We start from the raw sequence: 17,163 nt of genomic DNA on the forward strand, positions 1-17,163 counted from the left end.
ACTACATCACTAAACGACGTAAGTCGGATAATACGTTAACAATATGGCTTAAGAAGCGCGCACCATCAGCACCATCAATAACACGATGATCGAATGATAATGATAAAGGCAACATTAAACGTGGTGTAAACTCTTTACCGTTCCAAACTGGTTTCATGCTAGAACGTGACACGCCTAAAATGCCAACTTCTGGCGCATTAACAATTGGTGTAAATGAGGTCGTACCAATGCCACCAAGGCTAGAAATGGTAAAACATCCACCTTGCATATCACTGCCAGTTAATTTACCTTCACGTGCTTTTTTGGAAATTTCAGCAAGTTCACGAGAAAGCTCAATAATGCCTTTTTTATTGACATCTTTAAATACAGGAACAACTAAACCATTAGGCGTATCCACAGCTACACCAATGTTAATGTATTTTTTGATAATTAAGGTTTGCGCATCTTCAGATAACGAGCTATTAAAGCGCGGGTATGCCGTTAACGCACTAGCTACTGCTTTCATGATAAACACAAGTGGCGTTATTTTAAGATCAAGTTTCTTTTTATCAGCTTCGGCATTTTGTTGTTTACGGAAAGCCTCCAAATCAGTAATATCTGACTCGTCGAATTCAGTAACATGTGGAATCATTACCCAGTTACGGTGTAAATTAGCACCCGATACTTTTTGAATTTTCGTTAATGGTAGCGATTCAACTTCACCAAATTTACTGAAATCAACTTTTGGCCATGGTAATAAACCAGGCAATGCACCACCAGTAGCCCCGCTTTCAACTTGTTTAACCGCATTTTTAACGTAAGCTTGAATATCTTCACGTAAAATACGATTTTTAGGGCCTGTCGCTTGCACTTTTGCAAGGTTCACACCAAATTCACGCGCTAAACGACGTACAGATGGGGTTGCATGGGCATAAGCATCATTTTCAACGAAATCATTACCTGATGATGCAGGAGCTGATTTTGCCACAACAGGCGCTGCTGGCGTTGGCGCAACTTTTTCAGCAACAGGAGCCGAAGAGGCTTGATTTGCTGTAGTAGCAGAAGCTACACCAGTAGCGCTTTCAAATTCCATGATTTTGGAACCTGTTTTCACTTTATCGCCAATTTTTACTAGGATATTTTTAACTACGCCAGCAATGGTTGCTGGTACTTCCATTGAAGCTTTATCACCTTCAACAGTAATTAATGAATCATCAACAGCAATAGTGTCACCAACTTTAACCAAAATCTCTGTTACTTCAACTTCATCGCCACCAATGTCTGGTACATTGACATCAACAACTTGGCTTGCTGCTGGCGCAGCCGCTTGCGCAGAAGCTGCGACTTTCGGCTCTTCTTTTGCAGCAGCTGGTGCACTTGCACCATCTGCATCAAATACCATGATGTCAACACCAGTTTTGACTTTATCACCAACTTTCACAATAATTGATTTAACAATGCCTGCTTGTGGAGCAGGAATTTCCATTGAAGCTTTATCGCCTTCAACGGTCATAATTGACTGATCAGCGTCAACTTTGTCACCAACATTAACCAGAATTTCAGTCACTTCAACTTCATCACTACCAATGTCAGGTAACTTAATTTCAATACTCATTCTTTTTACCTCTTATGCAATACGTGGATTAAGTTTATCTGCATTGATTTCGAATTTTTTAATTGCTTCTTCAACAACGCTAACCTCAATATCACCACGTTTAGCAAGTTCACCCAATGCTGCAACTACAACATAAGATGCATCAACTTCAAAGTGATGGCGTAAATTTTCACGGCTATCACTGCGTCCAAAACCATCAGTACCCAGTACTCGATAACTTTCAGCTGGTACAAATCCACGAATTTGTTCAGCAAAAAGTTTCATATAATCAGTGGAAACAACCGCAGGATTGTTATTCATAATTTGAGCAACATAAGGAACTTTTGGTGTTTCGCTTGGATGTAACATATTATAACGTTCACAATCTTGACCATCACGAGCAAGTTCAGTAAATGATGTTACGCTATAAACATCTGAGCTAATACCATAATTTTTAGCCAGAATATCAGCAGCTTCACGTACATGTCGTAAAATTGAACCTGAACCTAATAGCTGCACAGTTGGTTTGCCTTTTTGACCTTCAACGGTATCAAGTTTATAAATACCACGACAAATCCCCTCTTCTGCACCTGCTGGCATTGCAGGTTGTGCATAGTTTTCGTTAAGGGTGGTGATGTAGTAATACACGTTTTCTTGTTCGCCATACATACGACGTAAACCGTCTTGCATAATCACAGCCACTTCATACACATAAGCAGGATCATAAGAGATACAATTTGGAATAGTTAATGATTGAATATGGCTATGACCATCTTGATGTTGTAGGCCTTCACCGTTTAATGTTGTACGACCAGATGTGCCACCGATCATAAATCCACGTGCTTGTTGATCGCCAGCCGCCCACATTAAATCACCAATACGTTGGAAACCAAACATAGAATAGTAAATGTAGAATGGAATCATTGGGTAATCATTAGTGCTGTATGATGTTGCAGCCGCTAACCATGAAGCAGTTGCACCACATTCATTGATCCCTTCTTGTAGAATTTGCCCTTTTTCATCTTCACGATAATAAGCAACTTGTTCCCTATCTTGCGGTGTATATTGTTGACCATGAGGATTATAGATGCCAATTTGACGGAACAAACCTTCCATACCAAAAGTACGCGCTTCATCAGCCAAAATTGGTACTAAGCGTGGCGCTAATTCTTTATCCTTAAGCATGATATTAAGTGCACGAACAAAGCCAATTGTGGTTGATATTTCTTTTGATTGTGCTTCAAGTAATGATGAAAATTCGCTTAATGCTGGAATTGAAACACTGCCAGAGAATTTTGTTAATCTTGATGGAACGTAACCATGTAAGGCATTACGGCGCTCATGAATATATTTATATTCTGGAGTATGTTCTTCAAATTTAATATAAGGTAATTTTTCGAGTGCTTCATCTGTCACAGGAATATTAAAGAAGTCACGAACATGGCGAACTCCATCCATATTCATTTTTTTCACTTGGTGGGCAATATTTTTAGCTTCTGCTGCATCACCCATACCATAACCTTTAATGGTGTGAGCAAGAATGACTGTTGGACGATCTTTAGTCTCTTTTGCTCGTTGGAATGCTGCAAACATTTTAGCTGGATCTTGACCGCCACGGTTTAATCTGAAGATTTCTTCATCAGTCATATCTTTAACAAGCTCTGCTGTTTCAGGATATTTACCAAAGAAATGCTCGCGAACATAAGCGCCATCTTTAGATTTTAATGTTTGATAATCGCCATCAAGCGTTTCATTCATAAGTCGGATTAATTTACCAGACTTATCTTTTTGCAGAAGTTTATCCCAACGATCACCCCAAAGAACTTTAATCACGTTCCAACCTGCACCAGCAAAAACACCTTCTAATTCATTGATGATCTTACCATTGCCTGTTACTGGACCATCTAAACGTTGTAAATTACAGTTGATAACAAATACCAAATTATCCAGTTTTTCACGTGTTGCAACGGTAATTGCACCTTTTGATTCTGGTTCATCCATCTCTCCATCACCTAAGAAAGCATAGACGGTTTGTTCAGAAGTATCTTTAAGTCCACGGTGATTTAAATATTTTAAGAATCGTGCTTGATAAATTGCACTAATAGGTCCAAGCCCCATTGATACTGTAGGGAATTGCCAGAATTCAGGTAATAACTTAGGATGTGGGTAAGAAGGTAATCCTTTACCATGTATTTCTTGGCGGAAATTATCAAGTTGCTCTTCTGTTAAACGGCCTTCAAGAAATGCTCGTGAATAAACACCTGGTGAAATATGTCCTTGGAAATAAACTAAATCACCGCCATCTTTTTCATTACGTGCACGGAAAAAATGGTTAAAACAGACTTCATAAAAAGTGGCTGCGGATTGGAACGATGCCATGTGCCCACCAAGTTCTAAATCTTTTTTAGAAGCTCTAAGCACCATCATAATTGCATTCCAACGAACAATTGAACGAATACGTCTTTCGATATCCCAATCACCCGGATAAGGGGGCTCTTCTTCCACAGGAATTGTATTAATATAGTTACTGGTTGAAGATCCGAAAAGTAAAGGAACACCACCATCTCTTGCTTTATTAACTATTTGTTCAATAATATATTGTGCACGTTCAATCCCTTCCTCGCGAATAATTGACTCAAGGCTTTTGAGCCAATCTTGTGTTTCAATGGGATCGATATCATTCACTTGCATATCCGACATATAAAAACCTCTTTTTTGTTAAAAAAAATGCAGCATTTGCTATCCTTAGCTATAAATAACTATATAAATTACAACTCTGCATTATGGAGCTTTATTAGCATAAGTCTGCCATTTTCATAAAAAAAGTAAAGCAAACCATAGCTTATAAAAGAACGTTAATTCCTATCAAATTAATCAACTATTTCAATGGTAATATTGAAAGTTATGTTAGCTGTTTGATAAAAACCAAATTTTATTGATAAATAAATACAAAAAAATAGTCAAAATGTCTATATCGGAATTACCTACAAGTTGTCAAAATATAGTAAAATCTGTTATATAATGGGAAATTTTAAGTTAATATCAGCTAATACCAATGGCAATAAGCAACATCATGATCATAAATAATGTCATTATCAAAGATTTAAAAATTCAATCTTACGGACAAACTTATCAGGCGATGCATGACTTTACAAAAAACCGTAATGAGCACACTCCAGATGAAATCTGGCTAGTTGAACATGATCCCGTATTTACCCAAGGAAAAGTAGGCAAGGCAGAGCATTTATTAAATCATACTGATATCCCTGTTATTCAAAGCGACCGTGGCGGTCAAATTACCTATCATGCACCAGGTCAACAAATTATGTATATTTTGTTTGACTTAAAACGTCTTAAGATTGGTATTCGTGATATAGTTAGTTATTTAGAAAATAGTGTCATTCAAACATTAGCTCATTATGGTATTATAGCCCATGCAAAACCCGATGCTCCAGGAGTTTATATTGACCATAAAAAAATTTGTTCGCTGGGTTTGCATATAAACCGAGGTTGTACACTACATGGACTAGCATTAAATATTGATATGGATCTTACTCCTTTCAATAACATTAACCCTTGTGGCTACGCAGGATTACAAATGACGCAGTTAAAGGACTATGTGTCAAAATTTAACCGCAAAGAAATACAACAGTTATTAACTGATAATTTTATTAAGCAGTTACCCCAAAGATAAGATACCAATTATGCAAAATAATGAAACAACAATCAGAAGCTCAAAATACCGAGATGCTGACAAAACACGTTTAATTCCAACAATAACATTAGAAGACACCAAACCACTAAAAAAACCAGAATGGATGCGAATAAAATTATCCGCTCACTCTGATAATATTGCGCATATAAAAAATACCATGCGAAAACATGGTTTACACTCTGTCTGTGAAGAAGCATCTTGCCCTAATTTGGCGGAGTGTTTTAACCATGGCACAGCCACTTTTATGATTTTAGGTGATATTTGTACGCGCCGTTGCCCATTTTGTGATGTAGCACATGGTAGGCCATTACCCCCAGATCGAGAAGAACCAATCAAGCTAGCTAAAACAATTCAAGAAATGAAGCTGCGTTATGTTGTTATTACCTCTGTAGATAGAGATGATTTAAAAGATGGAGGTGCTAGCCATTTTGCATCTTGTACTCAAGAAATCCGCGCCTTAAGCCCAAATATAAAAGTTGAAACATTAACGCCTGATTTTCGTGGTTGTATTGATGAAGCCGTTGAAATATTGAGTGAAAACCCACCTGATGTATTTAATCATAATTTGGAAAATATCCCTCGTTTATATAAAAGGATACGCCCTGGCGCTAATTATGAAGGATCGCTCAAGTTATTATCAGCCTTTAAAGAAAAGCACCCTGAAATTCCAACAAAATCAGGATTAATGGTTGGGCTCGGCGAAACAAACGAAGAGTTAATTCAAGTATTAAAAGATTTACGCAGCCATGGCGTTACTATGTTAACATTGGGTCAATATTTACAGCCAAGTAAATATCACTTGCCAGTTGAGCGCTATGTTTCACCGCAAGAATTTGAAGTCCTGAAACAAACTGCATTAAATATGGGATTTACACATGCCGCTTGTGGGCCTTTTGTCCGCTCATCTTATCATGCAGATCTACAAGCTATGGGTAAAGAGGTGAAGTAATCTTCACCCTCTTTTTTATTTTTAAATCAGCAAATAAATCAATTATCCACCACCATAAAACGGCGATTTTCGGTGACTATCTGTAAGAATATTGGCAAGCTAATTTTTTCACCTTTTTTTAACTTGCCATTTAAATCGTAAATCTTAGAACGGCCAGATGCGTCTAAAACTACTGTTTTATCATCATAAATCGCAGCAATAGTATTCTCATCACCCACAACTAACCATTGCCTTGTTTTAGGGCTAAATAGGCTTTTTCCTTGGCTATACTGCCGTGGTGGTGTAGTGACATAAAACACATCTTGCATTAATGTACACATAATATCGGTTTGCGAGGTCGCTTGTGTTACTTGTGATTTTTCTTTACCTGGCCATGATATAATCAGAGGGACTTTTAATAAGTCACGATTAAAGCCACTACCTGTATTGCGTAAAGCTATTTTTTTTGCTTCATCAATTTTAATATTATTCGAGCCTGTAACAATAACAACTGTATCATCACTGGCATTAGATAATTTTAAATAAGTCATTAATGATGCAATATTCTGATCTAATTTTTTAGCTTCTAATTGAAGGCCAGATATAGCAATTTTTTTGTTTTTATCACCTAACGAATATTGAATTATAGAAAATGAAGGCGCATGATTATCAATATTATTCTGTTCTTTATGCCACGCCATCCAGCTTTCGGTTATTTGTTTATTGGTTTGTTTTTTAGGCTCTGATATTGAAAAATTAGATAACAATGCAGAACGATATAAAGGCTCTGCAAATCCATCAACCGAAAATAAGCCTAAATTATATTGTCGTTTAGTAACAGCCTCAAATAATACCGACGGTTTATGCCCAACAAGGATACTATTATAGTAATTAGGATCTAATCCATAAAACAATGAAAAATTATTCAAATAAGGTTGATTACTTGCAACATAATGATTAGTAAAGGCGATGTTATCTTGAGCAAACTCATTAAGCTTTGGCATATATTTACTTAATAAATCAACATTCCATCCATCAATAGTAATGATTAGAACATTGTTTTTTATTGGTTGTTCATCATAAACAATACGCCCTAAAGGATACTCAATTGCTATTGCAAAAGGGTTCCCCTCTTGAGTCACGCGATCACGATAACCATTTTCTTTCATAAATCCATAGCGTTCAAGAAAATGACGAGCGGTTAAAGGATAAGAAAGCGGCAGGCTTGAGCGCTGCATAGTAATTGGACGATAAAAATTAGCATCAGCCCAAATATGAGTCAAGTGCGAAGTAACAAAGCAAATAATAAAGGCAACCACAACAGGCTTTGCATAGCATTTACGCTTACTTAAACTACGTAATTTTTTCCAGCTCCAAACTGAAAATAGAATCTCAATTAATAAAATAAACGGAATGATAATAAATATTGAACTTAAATAAGTAACTTTTTGTGATGAAAATAATTGCCAAATAGACAAATTTAAATGCATTCTAAAATGCGAAAAAACCTCAATATCAATAAGTAATAATGAAATACCAACAGTTGCAAAAACTGTTGCAATAATCCTTTGCCATCGAGATGAATGAATAAAAAAACTTAAAGGAAAAAGTAGAACTAGGTAAGCAATAAAAGTCAAATAACTAAAATGGCCAATCGCACTAATTATTGCATAAAATCGCCCCATAAAAGTGCGAGGCCAATCTGCAATAATTAGATATTGACTACCAAGTATTATTACGATAAAAATATTAAACAACGTAAACCAATGTCCCCAACTAACAATTTGAGAGGAACGTTCATCTTTGAAATAGGTATTTTTGATTCTGAGCATGTTTAGTCGTTGATAATGATGATAGTGATGCAAAATAAACAATAAATTGTGACTTAGTCTACCTGATTTTGAAAAATCTTTCCGTAATTTTTTTATTTGTTACCATAAAGATTTTGGTAATCTGTTGGCGATACAACGGATACTTGTTATAATTTGCAGATGAAATAAGCTAACAAAAAGACAATAATTTTGGCAATTACACAACTCAACACACAACAGATCCAACCTAATTTATCATATATTTCTGATCTTAAAAACAAAACTAATTTTTCAGCAGCATTAACGCCAGAAAAATCGAAGCATTTACTCAAGTGGCAACCTCGTGTTGCCTCCGCTTTGTCACGATTATGCAACAATAAAAAAGAATGTTATAACCCACGTTTTATGTTGCTTAAAGCGCCTGAAAGTGAGCTTTTTTTTGGTTTACTTCGACAAGCAATTAAATCAGACTTATCTTTCTCATCATTAGGCTACAGCTATTTTTTTAGTGAAAATAAAATTACACTAACTGAGGCAAAAAGCAAACAAGATAATTTTGCAGCTCAAGATAATTGCCTATTTGCATCTTCTATTGATACTGAAAAACTTTTTGGCTGCGTTAGACAGCCTGAAAATAGCCCAATAAAATTACAACCTGGGATTGTTCATCGTGTTAATGGTGGTGTTTTAATTTTAGGACTTCGTTCATTACTTAGCCAACCTTTGTTGTGGGCAAAGTTAAAACAAATGGTAATGAAACAAGAATTTGAGTGGGTTTCTACAGATGATTCCCATCCTTTACCTTTATCAATTCCATCTATGCCACTTGATTTGCGGGTTATTTTAGTTGGAGATAGATTGAGTTTAGCAGAATTACAAGATTTCGAGCCAGAATTTTTTTCAACTTCAATTTATGCTGAGTTTGAGAATGAATTGAAAATCACTTCATTTGAGCAATTTGAGTTATGGATTGATTACCTAAACTTTATTGCAAATAAACAAGGCTTGCCGAATATTGATACTTCGGCAATTTCTACAATATACAAAGAAGCCACTCGCTACACTGGTGACCAATATTATCTCCCTCTTTCGGTTGATTGGATTAATTCACTATTAGCTAATGCTTCACACTTTATGCAAAATTGCTCAATTGATGAATCTGCAATCACTACTGCAATCAGGCAAAAATCATGGCATGAAGATTATTTGCAAGAAAGATTATATGATGATATTTTCAACAATCAAATAATGATTAATACTAAAAATCAAATTGTTGGACAAATAAATGGCTTATCAGTCATTGAATATCCTGGGCACCCAAAAGTTATTGGTGAGCCTACGCGTTTGAGTTGCCTTCTCCAATTTGGCGATGGCGAGCTAATTGACATTGAACGCAAAACAGAATTAGCAGGCAATATTCATTCAAAAGGGATGATGATAATGCAGGCTTTTATTATGTCTGAATTTGCGATCAATCACCAATTACCTTTTTCAACTTCTTTGGTATTCGAACAGTCCTATAATGAAATTGATGGTGATAGTGCTTCGCTTGCTGGGCTGTGTGCAATAATTAGCGCTTTATCGCAACAACCTATCGATCAGCAGTTGGCAGTAACCGGGTCAGTAGATCAGTTTGGGCATGTTCAATCGATTGGTGGTGTGAATGAAAAAATTGAAGGTTTTTTTGCTGTTTGTAAGCATCAAGGTTTAACTGGTCAACAAGGCGTGATCATTCCTGCTACCAACCAACGCCATTTAAGTTTAAATGATGAAGTTATTGAAGCAATCAAACAAGAAAAATTTTCAATATGGACTGTTGATCATATTGCTGATGCACTTTATCTACTTACTGGTATCCCCTATAAAGATAAAAATAGCATTAATCTTTACCAATTGATTCATGCTCGTATGCAAACAGCACTATTACAAGACAAAAAACAAGATAGTTGGCTTAGTAAATGGCAAAAATATTGCAAAAATTAACAATACCCAATAAACTTTAGCCCAAAATTTTATTGATTATGAAGTAGAAATAGAAAGCTCGATAACTTTCAATTTTCAAAACATATTTTAATTTACATTAAATAAAAGGTTTTTTTATGACATTTGAACGTAAATCATCGTACGATAAAACAGATTTAATAAAATCAGGAAATAATGAATTATTTGGTCATGATGGGCCTCCATTACCATCTGATTTAATGTTAATGATGGATCGTATTATCGAGATGAATGAAAACGGTGGTAATTTTGGCAAAGGTTTTGTCGAGGCAGAACTGGATATTAATCCTAATTTATGGTTTTTTAAATGTCATTTCAAAAATGATCCTGTTATGCCAGGCTGTTTGGGTCTTGATGCTATGTGGCAACTAGTTGGCTTTTATTTGGGCTGGATAGGCGGCAAAGGCAAAGGACGAGCTTTAGGTGTTGGTGAAGTAAAATTCACGGGACAAGTATTACCAACTAATAAAAAAGTGACCTACAAAATCCATTTCAAACGGGTAATTAACCGCAAATTAATCATGGGAATCGGTGATGGTGAAGTTTTTGTTGATGGTAAGCTTATTTACCAAGCATCTGATTTAAAAGTAGGTCTATTCCAAGATACCAATGCTTTTTAATTAATTTAACACTTGCTTTCGTCAGCCTTATCTAATATGGATAAGGCTGCATAACTAACTTTTCTAATAATCAAAAATAACAACACTTAACCTCTGAGCCATATTTTTATTAATACGGCCTAGAGGATGGACAATCATTAAATAAGTGCTTAACCATTAATTAAACAAAACACCACCGCAGCTTCGTGATTTTTAACAATCAATGTATAATATTAAAAACTTTTATACTATTCTTACTATTTCAATGAACCATTTAGCTCGTTTATTTTTTTGTATTATTTTATTTTGTTTATCGAACACGTTAGTATATGCTGATTTTAGTGGCAAAGTTATTAAAGTGATTGATGGCGACACTGTGGATATTTTAACTGTCAAAAAACAAAAAGTCCGTGTTCGTTTACTTGATATCGATGCCCCAGAAAGCACACAAGCCTATGGTAATGCATCACGAAAATATTTAGCCACACTCATTGCTAGTAAAAATGTTTTTGTGAAGGAAAACAAAAAAGACATCTATAAAAGATGCTTAGGGACTATTTTTTTAAATAAAATAAATATTAATGCCAAAATGGTCGAAAGTGGTTATGCTTGGGCATACCGTTATAAAGGCGTTGCTAATAACAAAATGATGGTAAAATTAGAGACCAGAGCAAACCAAAATAAAAAAGGACTATGGAAAGATAAACATCCAATAGCTCCTTGGGATTTTCGGCATAATATGCGATAAATTATATTATTTTTTAAATAAATTTTCTTCAGCTTGTTGAAGAAAATCCATACCTTGTTTACAAGCTGGAACTTGATTATCTGCAGACAGTGACGAAATTTGTTGTTTAGCCAGTTCTACGCTTTGTTTAATAATATTAGATTGTTGTTTAGGAATTGCTTTCATAAAACTGTCAAGTTTATCAAAATAGGTTTTACATGATTCAGTTAAATCCGCCATAGAAATTGAAGAAAAGCCTAATAACACAATAAATAGTAATCTTTTCATTTTCTTTCCTTATATTATAAGTTTGTTGCTAATATCATGAAAAATGATAATTAATACTAGAAATAGCTAGAATATGGTAAAGAATTTAAGGTGGGAAGTCTATAAGAAAATACCCTATCAGTAACAATTTACCGATAGGGTAGCAAAACTAAAAAATAAAATATGAATCTTAGATGATGGTAACATCCGCTGCTGCAGGTCCACGAGGGCTGTCTTGAATTGAAAATTCTACTTGTTGACCTTCACCTAATGTCTTAAACCCATCGCCAGAAATTGCAGAAAAGTGTACAAATACATCTTTACTGCCATCAGCAGGGGAAATAAAACCAAAACCTTTACTTTCGTTAAACCATTTAACTTGACCAGTTTTCTTAGACATAATAATCTTCCTATATAAATAAATTAATCTTAGCCACTGTAGGCTATATACAAAAACATAAAACTTCGATTACTTACTAACACTAAGAAGAAGATACTGAAGAAAACTAATCTTTAAGACATAGTAAACTACAAACTACATATATCGAAATGTTACAAAATAAATCCGCATGTCATATGCTTGGTACTATTTACTCATAATTAGTTTATTAATGCAAGGAATCTTTTTAAATTTGTTGATTTTATTATTAGTTATAACAATTTATCATGTTATATTAGGTGTATAACATGATAAATTTTATGATATTAATCTTTTCCCATTGCTTGAGATTTTTTTATCGTTGCTTCTACTGCATCAATAATAGCCGATCTAAACCCTTTAGCTTCAAGCATCTGTACACCTTCAATTGTTGTACCTGCAGGAGAACAAACCATATCTTTTAATTCGCCAGGATGTTTGCCTGTTTCTAATAGCATTTTTGCTGAACCAAAAACAGCCTGTGCTGCAAATTTATAAGCTTGCTTTCTTGATAATCCGCCTTTTACGGCTCCATCAGCCAATGCTTCAATAAACATAAAGACAAATGCAGGAGAAGAGCCGCTAGCGCCAACAACAGCATCAATTAAATATTCTGGCACAACTTCAGTTTTGCCGATACAGTTTAGTAACGTTTCTACAATAGTTAGCTCTCCATCAGTTACTTCGGTATTTGGTGTAATGGAACACATTGCCGCATTAACTAAAGCGGGTGTATTTGGCATAACTCTAACTATTTTTTGTTCATAGCCGATACATTTTGTAATTGCTCTAATAGTAACTCCAGCAGCAATTGAAATCACAATTGTATTCTTTTTTAATTCTTTCTGAATATCTGTAAGAACATCTATAATCACATTAGGTTTAACCGCAATAAAAACTATATCGGCCTCACGAGCAACATCTCTTGCTGAATCGAGATCATTTACTGAATAAGTTTGATTAAGAACTTGACCTTTTTCCGGATGATGATCATAAACATAAATTTGTGTTCCTGGCACAATATTACTACCCAAAATACCTTGCAGTATGGCATTTCCCATGTTACCTAAACCAATAAAACCAATTTTTTGTTCCATTTATTTATCACCTTTTAATATCAATGCTTTTTCACAATTATAGAATATTTTTTTGATACAAAACTCACTTTTTAACAATATAGTTTATTGTTAACTATATTCATAAGTATTTTTAAATCTAAAACTAATTTCTATTAAAGTGTGTGATCAATAGTTGTTAAACATTTTACTTTTTAAATAAGAAAAGTAGCATTTGCGGGCGTATTGTCTAAAAACTAATTAGCAATCAGATTAGTTCTTAGTTTACATCTGTATGAACTTTATTGATTATCTAGGCAAAAAATTGAGTTCTTTACTTGCCTAAATAATCATGATTAGATCTGTTTTAGATGATAACTACAAATTAAGGAGTAACGCAGGCTACTCTATAATCTTGATCTGAATGCCCTCTATCACCAACAAGCCCATTATTAGCCTCTACAACAAAATTAGTGCCCTTGTATTTTTGATCTGATGTCCAATAATATGCACGGTTAGTTGCATCCTTCCACTCCGGATCACCTACTTGAAAAAACTCCCAATCACTGTCTTTGTAGTAAATTTGAGTCATACGCCCCCATTCGCTAAGTAATCCTCCCATCCAATAACCATTTTCTTTATAACTAATTTTTCGTAAATAAGTTTCGTCTATTATACCATTTTGCCAATCAACACTTCCTGCTCGATTTGAATTAGAAAAGTCCAGTACTTTAATTACACGATACCCACCACCATTAAAACTATTACAAAACGTTACAGCATTTTGATACCCCCCTGCACCACCTTTTTTAGCCACATACCAACGCTCTAGTTTAAAACTATATAATGGTTCATTGTGGGTACCATGCAATGAAAAAACCGAGGGCTGGAAAGCACTAGGGTTATTTTCTTTAGGACCAATTAAAGTCATTTTAACTAAACCAGTAGGAGAATTATTTTCAGCATTTAATTTTAATGTCACTCCCCCTTTGCTAATTGTATTACCATTTGCATTAATAAATTCTTGTGCTTTCATTCCTGCAACACTCAAATAAAAAAACAAATTATGGGAGCCTGTGGTTGGAAAATTTGCGCCAGGATTAGCTGGATTATAAGCATAAAACCCCCTATGTTTATTCCACTCGCCATTTCCTGCGTTAATAGAAGAAATCGCTCCATCATAAGGGATTTTACCTGAATGAAAATCAAATTCTAAATTCGGTTTAGCATAACAAAATTTAGGCTTATCAATTTTAGGGTAAATATAATAGGTATGTTTCCCACCTGTAAATTTACCACTTTTTGATGGTATACCATATTGAGTCACTATTTCAATATCATCTAATTCTAAGGTCAGTTTATAAGGCGCATCACACCCATTCAATACGCTATTTGAGTTGTTTTTTACATAACTAGTTATATCTTGACCTTCCAAATTTTGCCAGTTAATAATTAATTTACTTGTGCTTGTGTGATTAAGGTTATCGCCATCATCATCTTGCCAATAACCATTATTATCAATAACTTCATCGGTTAATATATTTGGATAGTTTTTAAATGGTACCAACGTTTTTATATCAGCAAAAGTAACAGATTTTTTATCTAACATTATCGGACTTTCCATACTTGATTCATCTTCTAATGCATTAATAACTTTATTATCAGGTAGCATAATTGACAATAATGGAGAAACAGAATCAGCATGCGAACGTCCACCATCAAAAGTTAAGTATGGCGCACTACCATAAATCTCTTTTGTTGTTACAGCAGATAAAATTGACGCCACGTTATTAGATATTATTAAACCGAATAGCGCCATCATAATTTTGAAAACATTATGTCTAATATTTAAAAGAATATGTATTAACTCAAGAATATTACCATATGCTTTTGCTTTAGTTATTTTTATTAAAAATACAGGTTTTATTTGTTGTGCAAAATTTAAAAATATTATTAGGTGTGTATTATGATAAGGAAAGCACTGGAAAACCTTAAAAAAGGATGAAATCCATAATGGTAGTGTTAACTTTCGGCATTGTTCAAATGTGTCTGTGTGTCTGTGTGTCTGTGTGTCTGTGTGTCTGTGCTAACATTATATCATTTTCCTTCCATTTTTTCAAGTTACAGCTTCCTAACAAATTAAATTTATTAAATAAATTTAATTTGTTAGCTAATTTTATAATACCTAGACTAGGTGAATCGCTTTCATAAATAGAATATATAAGAATCGCTCAATTATAACTAAAAAGCACACAGTTAAAAAATAAAAAAAAACTATTTTTTGTAAAGATTTGTAAAGATCTACTTTTATTTATTCGTTGTTATCATTCAAAAATTAGATTGGTATAGAACTGTATAATAGCTAATCCCTAATTATCAGCCATAATTTGCATGCCATACTGTTGCCCGGTCTGCATAATCGAAAAAATTTGTTTAATTTTTCCTTCACTAATCAAATTACTAATAGCTGGTGTATTGATTAGAATTTCAAACAATGCTTTACGTCCTTGTTCGGTAGGCACTAGTTTTTGGCTTATAACAGCTTTTAAACTGTTAGCTAATTGTGTACGGATAAAATCATGTGAGTTGCTTTCAAATACATCAATCATACGATTTATGCTTTGAATAGCAGAATTTGTATGCAAAGTAGCAAAAACTAAATGGCCAGTTTCAGCGACAGTTAATGCTGCTTGAATTGCGTGTTTATTGCGTAATTCACCTAATAATATAATATCAGGATCTTGTCTTAAAATACTATCAATAATGGCATGATCAAAATAGGTAAGTTCTCTTTGCTGAACTAATGAATTTTGACTTTGATAGATAAATTCAATAGGATCCTCTAGAGTAATAATGTGCTTAGACTGGGTCAAATTGATGTGCTGAATTAATGATGCAAGCGTGGTTGATTTACCACTTCCGGTCGAACCAGTAACTAATATTATACCTGTTTCGTACTTGATTAGTTTCTTAAAAACCTCTGGTGCGCCTATCTCAGATAGATCGGGAATATAATTTTTAATTATTCGAAATACAGCTGAAATGCCCCGTTGTTGATAAAAAATATTGACCCTAAATCGACCTATTCCTGCCGTTTGATAGGCCAAATCAATTTGTCTATTTTGTTGTAATTGTTTTTTTTGTACTTCATTCAGTAACTTTAATAATTCAATTTCCAAGTTTAATGGTAACAATTTTTCTTTTGATAAAATCTGTAGTTGCCCATTAATGCGAATCCGTACAGCTTCGCCACTTGAAAGATGCAAATCTGAAGCATTTTGCGTTACACTAAGCGCTAATATGGAGTTTAACATTACAATTAACCTAGTAATTATTAATTGGGAATTAAAATGAATACAATACATGACAATTTATTGGCTATTAGAAATGAAATTGAAACAATCGCATCAAAATGCAAACGAGATCCCAATACAATAGAACTTATTGCAGTTAGTAAAACTAAACCAGTACAACAGATCACAGAAGCAATAAATGCTGGCCAATTTTCTTTTGGCGAAAATTATGTTCAAGAAGGTATAGAAAAGATCCAATATTTCAAAAAAACTATGCCGTCCAAACTTTTAACTTGGCATTTTATTGGGCCTTTACAGTCGAATAAAAGTAAATTAGTGGCAGAAAATTTTGACTGGATGCATACCATTGATCGCTTCAAAATTGCTCAACGTTTAAATGATCAGCGCCCTACATCCATGGCTAAATTAAATGTACTAATTCAAGTTAATATTAGCCAAGAAGCTAGCAAGTCAGGAGTTGCCCCTGAAGAAGTTGCGGGTTTAGTAAAACAAATTATTGCGCTACCCAATCTAAATTTACGTGGATTAATGGCCATTCCTGAAATAGAAGATGATTTTAGCAAACAATTAAATGTCTTTACCAGAATGCAGGAACTTTTGCATTCTTTACAAGCTGATTATCCATTTATGGACACATTATCCATGGGCATGAGTAGCGACATGCAAGCTGCGATTGTTGCAGGTAGCACGATGGTTCGTATTGGTACTGCTATCTTTGGGGCAAGGCAGTATTTGTGATATATTGCCAAAATATA

At 34.3% G+C, this 17,163-nt stretch carries 14 protein-coding genes; 6 read left to right on the forward strand and 8 right to left on the reverse strand.

Going from position 1 to position 17,163, the window contains the following annotated elements:
- Position 1: 1 nt before the first annotated feature.
- Together aceF and aceE are read right to left on the reverse strand one after the other, a co-directional pair.
- The gene (aceF, locus tag A9G28_RS09440; RefSeq protein ID WP_081301560.1) at positions 2–1,594 is read right to left on the reverse strand and encodes a pyruvate dehydrogenase complex dihydrolipoyllysine-residue acetyltransferase; all 1,593 of its coding nucleotides are present in this window, start codon (positions 1,592–1,594) and stop codon (positions 2–4) included.
- Positions 1,595–1,606: 12 nt separating this feature from the next.
- Entirely contained in the window at positions 1,607–4,273 is a 2,667-nt protein-coding gene (aceE, locus tag A9G28_RS09445; RefSeq protein ID WP_065567467.1) for a pyruvate dehydrogenase (acetyl-transferring), homodimeric type, read from the reverse strand.
- A gap of 373 nt (positions 4,274–4,646) precedes the next feature.
- On the opposite strand from aceE, the gene lipB reads away from it, so the two are divergent.
- A complete protein-coding gene (gene lipB / locus A9G28_RS09450) occupies positions 4,647–5,267 on the forward strand; it encodes a lipoyl(octanoyl) transferase LipB (protein ID WP_065567468.1) in 621 nt (206 codons plus the stop codon).
- Positions 5,268–5,277: 10 nt separating this feature from the next.
- A complete protein-coding gene (lipA, locus tag A9G28_RS09455; protein ID WP_065567469.1) occupies positions 5,278–6,237 on the forward strand; it encodes a lipoyl synthase in 960 nt (319 codons plus the stop codon).
- 38 nt (positions 6,238–6,275) lie between these two features.
- Here the strand turns inward: lipA and A9G28_RS09460 are convergent, their stop codons facing one another.
- Positions 6,276–8,048 (reverse strand): DUF3413 domain-containing protein, encoded by a 1,773-nt coding sequence (locus tag A9G28_RS09460; RefSeq protein ID WP_065580507.1) that lies wholly within the window; start codon positions 8,046–8,048, stop codon positions 6,276–6,278.
- A gap of 189 nt (positions 8,049–8,237) precedes the next feature.
- Between A9G28_RS09460 and A9G28_RS09465 the strand changes: the two genes are divergently transcribed.
- The 3 genes from A9G28_RS09465 to A9G28_RS09475 all read left to right on the forward strand — a co-directional run bounded on the left by A9G28_RS09465 (position 8,238) and on the right by A9G28_RS09475 (position 11,375).
- The gene (locus A9G28_RS09465) at positions 8,238–10,010 is read left to right on the forward strand and encodes an AAA family ATPase (protein ID WP_141673649.1); all 1,773 of its coding nucleotides are present in this window, start codon (positions 8,238–8,240) and stop codon (positions 10,008–10,010) included.
- A gap of 116 nt (positions 10,011–10,126) precedes the next feature.
- A complete protein-coding gene (gene fabA / locus A9G28_RS09470; protein WP_065567471.1) occupies positions 10,127–10,648 on the forward strand; it encodes a bifunctional 3-hydroxydecanoyl-ACP dehydratase/trans-2-decenoyl-ACP isomerase in 522 nt (173 codons plus the stop codon).
- A 202-nt stretch (positions 10,649–10,850) separates the two neighbouring features.
- On the forward strand, positions 10,851–11,375 hold the full coding sequence (locus A9G28_RS09475) for a thermonuclease family protein (protein WP_255307564.1): 525 nt from the start codon (positions 10,851–10,853) through the stop codon (positions 11,373–11,375).
- 6 nt (positions 11,376–11,381) lie between these two features.
- Here the strand turns inward: A9G28_RS09475 and A9G28_RS09480 are convergent, their stop codons facing one another.
- From A9G28_RS09480 to A9G28_RS09500, 5 genes are all read right to left on the reverse strand, one after another.
- Positions 11,382–11,642, reverse strand: a complete 261-nt coding sequence (locus A9G28_RS09480; protein WP_065580508.1) for a DUF5339 family protein — start codon at positions 11,640–11,642, stop codon at positions 11,382–11,384.
- A gap of 169 nt (positions 11,643–11,811) precedes the next feature.
- On the reverse strand, positions 11,812–12,021 hold the full coding sequence (cspE, locus tag A9G28_RS09485; RefSeq protein WP_034909833.1) for a transcription antiterminator/RNA stability regulator CspE: 210 nt from the start codon (positions 12,019–12,021) through the stop codon (positions 11,812–11,814).
- A 305-nt stretch (positions 12,022–12,326) separates the two neighbouring features.
- Positions 12,327–13,136, reverse strand: coding sequence for a pyrroline-5-carboxylate reductase (gene proC, locus A9G28_RS09490; protein WP_065580509.1), 810 nt, complete (start codon positions 13,134–13,136; stop codon positions 12,327–12,329).
- A gap of 343 nt (positions 13,137–13,479) precedes the next feature.
- A complete protein-coding gene (locus A9G28_RS09495) occupies positions 13,480–14,916 on the reverse strand; it encodes a hypothetical protein (RefSeq protein WP_141674732.1) in 1,437 nt (478 codons plus the stop codon).
- Positions 14,917–15,463: 547 nt separating this feature from the next.
- The gene (locus A9G28_RS09500) at positions 15,464–16,408 is read right to left on the reverse strand and encodes a type IV pilus twitching motility protein PilT (RefSeq protein ID WP_065567474.1); all 945 of its coding nucleotides are present in this window, start codon (positions 16,406–16,408) and stop codon (positions 15,464–15,466) included.
- A gap of 36 nt (positions 16,409–16,444) precedes the next feature.
- Between A9G28_RS09500 and A9G28_RS09505 the strand changes: the two genes are divergently transcribed.
- Entirely contained in the window at positions 16,445–17,146 is a 702-nt protein-coding gene (locus A9G28_RS09505) for a YggS family pyridoxal phosphate-dependent enzyme (protein ID WP_065580511.1), read from the forward strand.
- Positions 17,147–17,163: the final 17 nt, after the last annotated feature.

Origin of the sequence: Gilliamella sp. Fer1-1 (genome assembly GCF_001690825.1) — a bacterium.
Classification (GTDB): Bacteria; Pseudomonadota; Gammaproteobacteria; order Enterobacterales; family Orbaceae; genus Gilliamella; species Gilliamella apicola_C.

Coding starts and splice junctions, on each gene's coding strand:
- aceF (WP_081301560.1), bottom strand. CDS start 1,594: ATGAGTATTGAAATTAAGTTACCTGACATTGGTAGTGATGAAGTTGAA.
- aceE (WP_065567467.1), bottom strand. CDS start 4,273: ATGTCGGATATGCAAGTGAATGATATCGATCCCATTGAAACACAAGAT.
- lipB (WP_065567468.1), top strand. CDS start 4,647: ATGATCATAAATAATGTCATTATCAAAGATTTAAAAATTCAATCTTAC.
- lipA (WP_065567469.1), top strand. CDS start 5,278: ATGCAAAATAATGAAACAACAATCAGAAGCTCAAAATACCGAGATGCT.
- A9G28_RS09460 (WP_065580507.1), bottom strand. CDS start 8,048: ATGCTCAGAATCAAAAATACCTATTTCAAAGATGAACGTTCCTCTCAA.
- fabA (WP_065567471.1), top strand. CDS start 10,127: ATGACATTTGAACGTAAATCATCGTACGATAAAACAGATTTAATAAAA.
- A9G28_RS09475 (WP_255307564.1), top strand. CDS start 10,851: ATGTATAATATTAAAAACTTTTATACTATTCTTACTATTTCAATGAAC.
- A9G28_RS09480 (WP_065580508.1), bottom strand. CDS start 11,642: ATGAAAAGATTACTATTTATTGTGTTATTAGGCTTTTCTTCAATTTCT.
- cspE (WP_034909833.1), bottom strand. CDS start 12,021: ATGTCTAAGAAAACTGGTCAAGTTAAATGGTTTAACGAAAGTAAAGGT.
- proC (WP_065580509.1), bottom strand. CDS start 13,136: ATGGAACAAAAAATTGGTTTTATTGGTTTAGGTAACATGGGAAATGCC.
- A9G28_RS09495 (WP_141674732.1), bottom strand. CDS start 14,916: ATGATGGCGCTATTCGGTTTAATAATATCTAATAACGTGGCGTCAATT.
- A9G28_RS09500 (WP_065567474.1), bottom strand. CDS start 16,408: ATGTTAAACTCCATATTAGCGCTTAGTGTAACGCAAAATGCTTCAGAT.
- A9G28_RS09505 (WP_065580511.1), top strand. CDS start 16,445: ATGAATACAATACATGACAATTTATTGGCTATTAGAAATGAAATTGAA.